This is a genomic window from Herpetosiphonaceae bacterium (assembly GCA_036374795.1).
In the GTDB taxonomy this organism is placed as follows: Bacteria; Chloroflexota; Chloroflexia; order Chloroflexales; family Kallotenuaceae; genus LB3-1.
Map to the genome: position 1 here is coordinate 24,637 of DASUTC010000232.1, position 10,834 is coordinate 35,470.

Below are 10,834 nucleotides of genomic sequence, written 5' to 3' on the forward strand. Positions count from 1 at the left end.
CCATCCTTCATGATGCGCGTCCGCGTCGCTATGCCAGTGGCGGGAGTGCAAGGGCTGCTACCTCGGCAGCGTGCTGGCGGATCAGCACATCCCGCAGAATCCTTCCCACCGGGTTGCGCGGGAACTCGTCGACGAAGATCACGGCCTGCGGCTGGTGGAAGGGCGGCAAGCGACGCGCGCAGACGTCAAGCACCGTCTCCATCGTCAACGTGACGCCCTCGTCGGGCCGGACAAAGGCCACCGGCTGGTTCTCGACGGCGACGACCGCGACCTCGTCCACGTCGGGGATCTCGTGGATCGTCTCTTCCACGTCGCGCGGGTACACCACCTCGCCCGAGGGCGTGCGCCACACATCGGCGCGGCGGCCAAGAACCTGGAAGTAGCCATCGTCGTCCATGCACGCTAGGTCGCCGGTGTGGAACCATCCTTCAGCGTCAAGCCCGCGCGCTGCCGTGTCGTCTGCTCCGTAGCCGGCCATCACCTGCGGTCCCCGAACAACAAGCTCGCCAATCGCGCCAGGGGGGACGGGGGTGCCGTCGGCTAGGTCGAGCACCCGCGCTTCGATGTCTGGCAGCGGCAGGCCGACCGAGCCTGTCCGGCTTGACTGGAGCGGATTCAGCACCAGCTGCCCGACCTCGCTACGCTCATAGCCCTCGATCACGGGCGTGTGCGTGAGGCGCTCGAAGGCTTCTTTGGTTTCGACCGCGAGCGGCGCCGCTCCGCTCAGACACAGGCGCGGCCTGCCCGCGAAATACCGGCGGATGTGTGGGACATCGCCCAGCTCGATGTAGAGGTGCGGTACGGCCACCAGAACTCCGGGCCGCTCCCGCCGCAGTTGATCGAGCACGGCATCTACGCTGAAGTCCCGCGGCAGCACCAGCGTCGCCGCCAGAGAGATCGCCACGTTCAGCGCTGTCGCCAGCCCATAGGCGTGGCTGAAGGGAACCGCGCTCAAGACCGATTCCTGCCCGGGCCGGATGTCGTGGAGCCAGGCGCCGATTTGCAAGGCGTTGGCGACGAGGTTGCGATGAGTCAGCCGGATCGCCGTCGGCGCGCTGCCGCCGGTAAACAGAATCACGGCGGTATCGTCCGGGGTGGCGGCATCGGCCACCCCGGCTGGCGCACGTGCCGCGAGCAGATCCGGCCACGCGAGCTCAGGTTGACCGGGCATCACCTGCGGGGCGGCAACGGCCCGGCGGGCGAGGTACCCCCGCCCGTAATCGGCTGCGCTGGCGAAGATGAGGTACGCCACCGGACTTGCCGCCAGCACCTGCCGGGCCGTGGCGACCTCCGTCGTGACCAGTACCCGCGCGCGGGTGTGCCGCGCCTGTGCCAGCAGGCCCTCGACCGAACCCTGCGCCAGCACCGCGATCGCCCCTACGCGCAACGTCCCGAAGAAGGCGACCGCCCAGTGCGGACTGTTGGGCAGGACCAGCATAATGCGGTCGCCCGGACCGATCCCCAGTTGATGTAGTACCTGGGCGAAACGATCGACCTCGTCCACCAGCTCGCCATAAGTGATCGTCTGTCCCTCGTACCGCAGCGCCGGGCGCGTGCCGAAGCGTCGGGCGGCCACGTCGAGCAGCCGCGTGAGCGGCACCGGCGGGATGTCGAGCGTTGCCGGCACGCCATCGTCATAGCGCGCAACCCACGGTCGCTCCGCAAGGAGGCGCGGGCTGTCCACGTCGTCGTTTGCGCTGCGCCAGTGCGGTGCAAACGGGGCAGACGGATCGGCGGCGAGGAAGCGCTCCATCGCGCGCAGCACGGCCTCCGGACGCTCGAAGGGCAGCATATGATCGGCGGTCCCCACGTTGACATGCTCCGCCTGCGGGATCAGCGCCGCGACCCGCGTGAAATCGCTCGGTCCGAGGAGGTTGTCGAGGACGCCGGTGATCACGAGCGTCGGCTGCCGGAGCCGAGGATACTGCTGCGTACCATCCCAGCGCAGCAGGTCCTGGTAGAACCGCTTGGTCCCGACATGGTAGCTTGAGCCCTCCGGGATCAGACCGGGAATTGCATTCATCACGCGGATCAGGCGATCCGGGTTGTGCATCAGCGCGCGCAATGGCCGGGGGAGGGCCTCCTCGCGTATGACCACAGGGCTGGTGATCAAGACCACGCGGGAGACGCGGTCGGGATAGCGCAGCGCCAGTTCGGTCGCCACGAACCCGCCCGCCGAACTGCCGACCACGACGACGGGCTTGTCAACCCCCAGCGCGTCGAGCGCTGCGGCGATATCGTCGGCCATCTGCGCCACCGTGTAGCCGTCGGCTGGGCGGTCTGATCGCCCGTGACCGCGCAGGTCCAGGGCAAGGATGCGATAGCGCCGCGCCAGGGGGAGGAGCGGCTGGAACGAGATACTGGCCCCGCTGAAGCCGTGGATCAACACCAGCGTCTGGGCGGGGTGCTCTGGGCCGAGATCCAGCAGGTGCAGGCGCATGGGCGGGCTGCCCGGAGGCGAGGTGATCCACACGTCCCTGCCATACAGCTCCAGCTGGAGTGACGTGCGGGCACGCACCTGGCTCCAGAACCAGTTCCACTCCATCATCGTGGACAGTTTCAGTTTCACGGCAAGACCTCCTCGTGGTCCATCCGCGCGACGCAATCACGGCCCGGCGCTCCACGACGTGGGCGACGCACGCCGGGCGGGAAGGCGTGATACGTGCATAACATCCTCCGCTGTGATGGTGGCCCCCCACTATGGCTCATCCGGGGAAGTTGTCCTTAACCTATGGAGGATAAAGCGAGAGACGCACGTATGGCGTAGCGATCTGACCACCCACGCTGACGCTTTCTGCACGATTCGACCCCCGATTCAGTCTCACGCCGCAGCCGGTGACCTCGCCGGAGGATCGCGCGGGAACGTTGGGCTGGGGATACCACCGCCTCGCGTCCGCCGTTTGGGCACAATCGTATCTTGGCGATCAGTATTGGTACCATATGAAGACAGCCCGCTCGTCATGCCACTGCTGGCGGATCGGGATATGTGGATTCAAGAAGCGGCATGCCGCCTCCTGGGGAAGCGCCGGTATGCACCCGCCATTCCGGCGCTCGCGGCGGTCGTACGCAGCGGGATGCATAATGGAAAGATCGCGGCTGTGCATACGCTCGGACATATGCAGCATCCACACGCCCTGCAGGGCGTGGCGCACAGGTGTGGAAGCGCGTTATACTTCCTGTATAGCCGGGGCCGCCCCGACATGCGCGCCGCTGCTCGGTCGTTGGGCGGCAGACCGGCACGGGTTCGTTCGGAACGCTCGCTCCTCAGCCTGGGTCCGAGCACGCCCCTTCGGGTCGGGAGAGCAACCCCATGTCACGCATGCAGTTTCAGCAGCAAGTCGAGCGCCTCGTTAGCCTGGGGTATCCAGGGCTTCTCGGCGTCACGTCCGAAGAATTCGAGCATGTGCTCAGGCCGCTTGAGGAGTACGTGCCATCGTCAGCCCACACGGCAGGTCGTGCGCCTACCGGGACCGTCGATTTCGTGGTGGTCATCAACGCGCGGCGGGTTCCCGTGGAGGCCATGCTGCCGCTGATCACGCGGGACGGGCGGCAGGCCGTGGAACATCTGTACCCAAAGAGGCCAGAGGAATTTGTCCCGATTGAGTCACTCGATCTGCCTGACGGCGAGGCCTATCTCCTGGTAGGCGTTGACCGGGGCGCAGACACCCTGAACGTCACCCCTGATCGCGCGTACCAGTCGATCGCGGCGCGGGGCCGTTCGCCGCTGACCATTGCCGAAGGGATCGCGCTGTTGACGCATGTTCCAGAGCTGCTGCAACCGAACAACTGCTTCTCGCTGCTGGCGTCCCGCTGCGGAGATCGGCGGGTTCCCGCCCTCTGGTTGAGCGCGGGGCGTCCGAAGCTAGGGTGGTGCTGGGCAGGCAACCCGCACACGTGGCTGGGCTCCGCCTCATGTGCGCGGCGTGTTGGCTCGGTTTGGTTCCCCTCCCCTGTTTCCGCTACCTGACGCCGCCCCCTCCATCGAGCGGATGTCCTCGGCACGCAGCGCGTAGCTCAGCCACCACCGACGCCACGCGGATCGCAATCCGGTGACGTCGTAGCGCTCTGGCACGATCGCGCCCTTGGGCGCATCCTGACCGGCCCTGTACATGGTAGTCGCAGCAGGCATGTGGTGGCAGATCCGGGGAACGATGATGGTCGCAATGCAACGAACGGTGTCGTCGCAGTAGCGGCGCTCACATGGCTCGTCCAATGCTGGCGTTAAACTTGCATACGGGCACTGCCGAAGAGTGAAGGGACAAACGCTTATGAACAATCTTGGAGTGCCAGCCGTGACGCTCAATAATGGCGTAGACATACCGCAGCTCGGCCTGGGGGTGTTTCAGACAAACGAAGGCGCTGAAGTCGAACGAGCGGTGCATGCGGCGCTTGAGGTCGGGTATCGGCTCATCGACACCGCAGCCATTTATGGCAACGAGGTGGGCGTCGGCAGGGCGATCAAGGCGAGCGGCCTACCGCGCGAGGAGATGTTTATCACCACCAAGCTGTGGAATGCCTCCCATGCCTATCATGCGGCCCTGCGCGCATTCGACGAGAGTTTGGACAAGCTCGATTGTGGCTATATCGACCTGTATCTCATTCACTGGCCCTTGCCGATGGAAGGCAAATTCACGGAGGCGTGGCGGGCACTGGAGCAGATCTATGACAGCAAGCGCGTGCGGGCGATTGGCGTCTCCAATTTCAAGCCCCACCATCTCGATGAGCTGCTGAAGCGGGCCGCAGTGGTACCGGCGGTGAACCAGATCGAACTGCATCCTCGGTTGCAGCAGCACGAAACCCGCATGTACTGCATCGAGCACGGCATCGCGGTCGAGTCCTATAGCCCCTTGATGCAGGCGGGAGAGGTCCTGGAGCACCCCATCATCACGAACCTCGCGCAGCACTATAGCAAAACCCCTGCCCAGATCATTCTGCGGTGGCATGTGCAGCATGGCTTCATCGTCATCCCAAAGTCGGTCAAGCCGGAACGCATCCGAGAAAATATCGACGTGTTCGATTTTGCGCTATCCGAGGACGACATGCGTGCGATCGACGCTATGGATCGCGGACAGCGCATCGGTGCTGACCCGGATACCGCCAGCTTCAAATAAGCGATGCGATGATCGGTGCGTCGTAAGGTTTTGTCGAGGATAGGGGCGGCGCGCGGCACCCCATGCGCTGCGCGCCGGCGCCGCGCCGCCCACCGGCTGCCAGCCGAACGTCGGCAGGGAGCGCGCGCTTCGCGCCGGTCGCGCCACGCGCCGGGAAATCACAGGTCAGGATCGGAGCACGCGGCAGCACACGCGCTCAGCAATTAATCGTTGGTCATGGCTATGCCCCCACCGATACCAGTACCGCGCGAATGATCCGGCAGGAGCGGCCCGCTGCAATGCCGCTGAAGCAGAGGTACGATCATAGGGCCTGGCTACTACTCAGGACTAACAGGCTATCAGTTCGGTACTTCCGCTGCCTGACATCATGGTATAGAATAGCCATGTTTGCATGGCACTTCCCCTGTGCCCCGCTTGCAGCCCAGATCAACAAATTGTACATCGTAGCGCGTGCTGTGCTCATCCAGAAAGGGCATACGTCCATGGATCGTGTTCGCCGATCGTCCTGTCTGCTGCTCGTGATCATTCTGCTGACGCTGGTTCCCGCCAGCGCTCCCGCGACCTATGCGACACCCAGCACCCAGACGGGCGATCAGAGCGAAGCGCCACCGTTGCCGCCCCACACGCTAGAGACGCCAACCTATCCGCGCCGCCCCGGCCTGGCCCTGAGCGTAACCGCCGCGCCTGAGGCCGTGGCCGTCGGCGATACTGCGACGATCACGCTGACGCTGACCAATCGCGCGCCCCATCCCGCGGAGCAGGTCGTCATCAGCCTGCCCACGCCCGACGACACTGCCCCGCTGCCTGGCGATGGCTTCGTCTCGGCTGCCACGGGCTGGCAGTGGTCGCTCGATCGGCTGGCGAGCAACGCGACGATCACCCGCCGTGTCCAGGCGCGTGTGGTGCGGCTGCCACGGGGAGCGGCGCTGCTGGCCGAGCCGACAGCGACCGCCCGCGATCTGGCCGAGCCTGCGCGTGCCGTCGGCGGAGCGCGCGTTGCCGAGCGCGAGGATCGTCCCGCGACGACCCGCTACATGCCCGGTCAGGCCGCGCAGCTCCACAGCGCGGATCGACACGTCACGGTGGAGTTTCCGGCCCAGGCCGCCGATCGGGCCTTGACGCTGCGCGCCACCCGCGCGCCGCAGGCGGGGGAGCCTGTGCCGTCCGCTCGTCCGGGCTGGCGGCGCGGCTGGGGTACCGTCTTCCTGAGCGCCACGGATGATGCGGGCGAGGACGTGCATCAGTTCAGCGCGCCGGTCACGATCACCTTGCGCTACACGCCCGAGCAGCTCCAGGCGCTGGGCACCACCGAGGCCGATCTGACGATCTTCTGGTTCGACGAGGCGCAGCAGCGCTGGATGCCGCAGCCAACCGAGGTCGATCCGCAGACCCAAACCGCCAGCACGACGGTCGATCACTTCAGCGCCTTCCAGCTCAGCGACGGCTCCTCGCCCTCGGCGGCCTATATTCCCTCGCTGCAAGGCTTTCAGGTCAGCCACTTTACCGGCGCGGCCTCCTACAGCCTCCCGATCGAGGTTCCAGCGGGCGCGGGCGGCCTCACGCCCACCGTCGAGCTGAGCTACTCCAGCGCTACCTCGGACGGCAGCGGCGGCGCGCGCGACCACTGGCAGGCGGGCTGGGTCGGCAAGGGCTGGAGCCTCGATCCGGCGGGCTCGGTTTCGGTCAACAAGAGCCTCGCGGGCGACGGCTGGAATCACTATAGCCTCGTCTTCGGCGGGCGCTCCTTCGACGCCGTGCGCGGGCGGCTGCTGACGCCCTATACCGACTACCTCAACGACCGCAACCCGGCGCACTGGTCCTGGCACGCCACTGACGAACAGTTCACCAGAGTGCGCGCCGAAGACCTCGGCAATGGAGCTTACCGCTGGCTCGCCTGGGACAAGAGCGGCACGCGCTACACGTTTACCACGCCGCTCCAGACCACCGACTCGCAGACGACCTATGTCTACAAGTGGCTGCTGACCGAGGTGACGGACGTTCACGGCAACCGCATCGTCTACGACTACTACATCGATGAGGTCAACGCCTACCAGCCCACAGCCTACCTTGCCGCGATCCGCTGGGGCTTCGACGGCACGACGCCCGGCACCGGCACCGCGCGCTACAAGGTTGAGTTCGAGACGGTTTCGCGCTGGGCATCGCCGACCGAGCAGGTCGATCTCCAGTGGGAGTATCCTACCTGCGACACGTGCGGCACGCAGTGGCAGCCGTTCACGGTCCACGAAGCCTACCGATTGAACGCGATCAACGTCCTGAGCATGCCGCCGGGCACGACCGGCTACGAGCTGGTGCGGCAGTACCGCCTGGGCTATGCCGACAGCGCGGCGAGCGTGCGCTCCGACCGCAGCACCGGGCAGCGCGTGCTGACGCTGGCCTCGATCCAGCAGGTCGGCAAGGACGGCAGCACAGTGCTGCCCGCGACGACATTCGGCTACGTGCCGACTGGACAGCCCGGCGCGAATCGGTTGCAGACGATGAACAACGGCCAGGGCGGTCAGGTTCAGTTCACCTACGAGCCGGTCTGGGCCATCACGCCGCCGGGTGAGTGCGCCTGCCTCTATCAGAACTTCTACCGCGTCAAAGAAGTCCGGCGGATCGAGTCGGCGGTCACTCCCAGCGCGCCGACGACGCTGCTGACGACCTACGAGTACGCCAATCCGGCGCTGAACGACAGCGCGCATGCCGCAACGGTGATCTATGCGGCTTTCCCACCGAGCGGCAACGGCGATAGCCGCCCGTTTCTGGCGCGCCAGGAGAACCGCGAGTTTCGCGGCCATGAGCTGGCGATCGAGCGGCAGTATAACGGCGCGGACACCACCGCGCCCCTGCTCTCGGTGCAACTCCAATGGTTCTTCCAGGGCCACACCGATGGCTGTGCCGTGCAGGTCGTCAACAGCAGGGTTGTCGAGGACGCCTGCTTCCAGCAGATGGTCGAGCGCGAGAGCTGGAAGGGTCGCGCCTATCAGACCGAGACTCGCGCGCCGGATGGCACGGTCCTGCAACGCGCCCAGACCGCCTTCGCTCGGCAGGAGTTGCCCTTTTTCGGCAGCGATAGCAGCGTGCCCGATGCCGCCAGCAAGAGCAATCACTATAAGCGCGCCGGGCTGTGGCGGGCCTTTCTCTATGAGCGCCAGCGCGTAAACGAGGCGGTCGAGGGCAGCGCGACGCCCGTCAGCACGACGACGAAATACACCTACGATCCGGCGCTGCAAACCGGCGGCACCCAGTACGGCAACCTGACGACGATCGAGGAGTTCGTCGGTAGCAGCACGACGCCGGAGCGCGTGACCCAGCGCTTCTACGCCACGCGGGACGATGCCAGCGGCTATCTTGTCGATCGGGTCTGGCAGGAGGTGATCAAGGATAGGCAGGGCCGCTTCCTGGCGCTGAGCGCCTCGTTCTACGACGGCAATGCTAGCGCGGGACCGCTCGGTGCGCGCGGTATGCTGACACAGCTCCGCAAATACTACGACGTGCCGTTACAGACCAGCCTCACCAATGTGACGCTCCACAGCAGCGACGCCAGCTTTACCTACGATGCCTACGGCAATCGCCTGACCGAGACGACCTATGCGGAGGCGGGCACGCGGCTCTATAATGGCAGCAGCGTGAGCTACAGCGCGCCGGGCAATGGCAGCGCCGCCAGCACGACGACCACGACCTACGATGGTACCTTCCACGTCTTCGCGGTGCAGGTCACGCCGCCGACGGTCAGCGGCGTCACGCTGACTGAGCAGGCCGAGTACGACTATCGGCTCGGCACGCTGACCAAGGTGATCGATCCGAACAATGTCGCCACACTGGCCGAGTACGATGTCTTTGGTCGCATGGTCAAGCTGATCAAGCCCGGCGACTCGTCGGCCTATCCCACCGTCGAGGCGCTCTATCGCGACTTTGAGCAGCCGTTCCGCTACGTGCAGCGCCAGCGTGAGGTCAGCGGCCAATCTGGCTACCGATCCACCCAGACCTTCTACGACGGCCTGGGGCGGAAGATTCAGACCAAACGCGAGAGCGTGGACCTCGCGCAGAATATCGTCAGCGATACGCGCTACGACGCGGCGGGCAACGCCGTGCAAGAATCGCAGCCGCGCTACCTCAACGAGCGCGGCAGCGCCTTCGGCTCCTACACTGCGCCCGGCAGCGCCGTGCGGTGGACCACCATCAGCTACGACGCGCTCGGTCGTCCGCTGGATGTGGCACGGCCCGATGGTGCGATCGTCCGCCACCGCTACTTCCTCCACAGCGGCGTGCAGCTCCACGACGCGGTCGACGCCAACCGGCAGCGCACGGTCACGCACACCGATGCGCTGGGGCGGTGCGTGCAGGTCGACGAGTACGCAGGCGATTGTCACGCCGCCTGGCCGGTCTATGCCTGCGCCGCGCCCCACACCACCGCCTGGACGCTGGCGGCAGCGACGCGCTATCGCTACACGCCGCTCGACCTGCTCGATCAGGTCACAGATGCCCACGGCAATGTGACCGACATGACCTACGACAGCCTGGGCCGCAAGCTGACGATGAGCGACCCCGATATGGGCACGTGGCGCTACACCTACGACGTGGCGGGTCATCTGACAGCGCAGACCGATGCCCAGAACCAGACGACGACCTTCCGCTACGATGGGCTGGGCCGCCTGACCACCAAGCGCAGCCCGGATGGACGCGAGGCGATCTACGGCTATGACGAGGCTTACGGCTACGGCAAGGGGCAGCGCACCTCGATGCAACTGCGGCAGGGCGGCGTGCAGCAGAGCTACACCAGCTTCTACTACGACGCGCGCGGGCGCAATTCTAACCGGTGGCATCTAGTCGCGGGCCTGAGCGGCGCGCGGCATGTTGCCTGGAGCTACGACAGTGCCGATCGCGTGAGCGCGATCCGCTATCCGAGCGACGAAACGGTCAGCTACACCTATGACGCGGCGTGGCGGCAGACGAGCGTGTGCTCCAGCCTGGGACCGTGCTACGCCAGCCATGCGCACTACAGCGCGCTCGATCAGCCCACGACGCTCACCTTTGGCAATGGCCTGCCGCAGAGCTGGCAGTACAGCAGCCCGCTGGAGCGCCTGGCGCAGACCTCGGTCGGCGCGGCGGGCGTCTTCGAGCGCGCCTATGAGTACGACGCGGTCGGCAATGTCACGCGCATCGCGGACACCAGCGGCCAAGCGCCGCACGTGTACCGCTACAGCTACGATCACCGCGACCGCCTGACCAGCGTGAGCGGCCCAACCAGCGCCGACACCGACAGCTATAGCTACGATGCGCTTGGCAACCTGCTGACCAAGGGCGGGCAGCGCTACCACTACGGCGCGACGGGCACCGGCACGGGAGCGGGACCGCATCAGGTGCGGAACAAGGGCGGCTGGAGCTACAGCTACGACGCCAACGGCAACCTGACCGGGCGCAACGGGCGGAGCTACACCTGGAACAGCGACAACCTGCCGACGCGGATGGTGATCCCGAACATCGCCGACGAAACGTACACCTATGACGCCGACGGTGAGCGGCTGACGCGCAGCGCGGGCGGCGTGACCACAGTCTATCTTGCGGGCCTCTACGAGGAGGAGATCGAGACGGGCATCAGCCGCAGCCACTACACGTTGGACGGTAAAGTCGTCGCCCAGCGCAGCCGCCGCCCGAATGAGGTGCTCTACCTCCACAGCGACCACCTCGGCAGCGTCAGCGCCCTCACCGACCAGCACCAG

Annotated in this window: 4 protein-coding genes; 3 read left to right on the plus strand and 1 reads right to left on the minus strand. The window is 66.1% G+C overall.

Annotation, left to right across the window (positions count from 1 at the left end):
• Nucleotides 1-28: 28 nt before the first annotated feature.
• A complete protein-coding gene (locus VFZ66_17345) occupies nucleotides 29-2,569 on the minus strand; it encodes an alpha/beta fold hydrolase (protein ID HEX6290954.1) in 2,541 nt (846 codons plus the stop codon).
• A gap of 741 nt (nucleotides 2,570-3,310) precedes the next feature.
• On the opposite strand from VFZ66_17345, the gene VFZ66_17350 reads away from it, so the two are divergent.
• The 3 genes from VFZ66_17350 to VFZ66_17360 all read left to right on the plus strand — a co-directional run.
• On the plus strand, nucleotides 3,311-3,967 hold the full coding sequence (locus VFZ66_17350) for a DUF5701 family protein (protein HEX6290955.1): 657 nt from the start codon (nucleotides 3,311-3,313) through the stop codon (nucleotides 3,965-3,967).
• A 301-nt stretch (nucleotides 3,968-4,268) separates the two neighbouring features.
• Nucleotides 4,269-5,111: an aldo/keto reductase gene (locus tag VFZ66_17355; GenBank protein ID HEX6290956.1), complete on the plus strand. Its 843-nt coding sequence runs from the start codon at nucleotides 4,269-4,271 to the stop codon at nucleotides 5,109-5,111.
• A 482-nt stretch (nucleotides 5,112-5,593) separates the two neighbouring features.
• Nucleotides 5,594-10,834, plus strand: a 5,241-nt coding sequence (locus tag VFZ66_17360; protein HEX6290957.1) for a hypothetical protein, incomplete at its 3' end; no start/stop codon positions are given.

Coding starts and splice junctions, on each gene's coding strand:
- VFZ66_17350 (HEX6290955.1), top strand. CDS start 3,311: ATGTCACGCATGCAGTTTCAGCAGCAAGTCGAGCGCCTCGTTAGCCTG.
- VFZ66_17355 (HEX6290956.1), top strand. CDS start 4,269: ATGAACAATCTTGGAGTGCCAGCCGTGACGCTCAATAATGGCGTAGAC.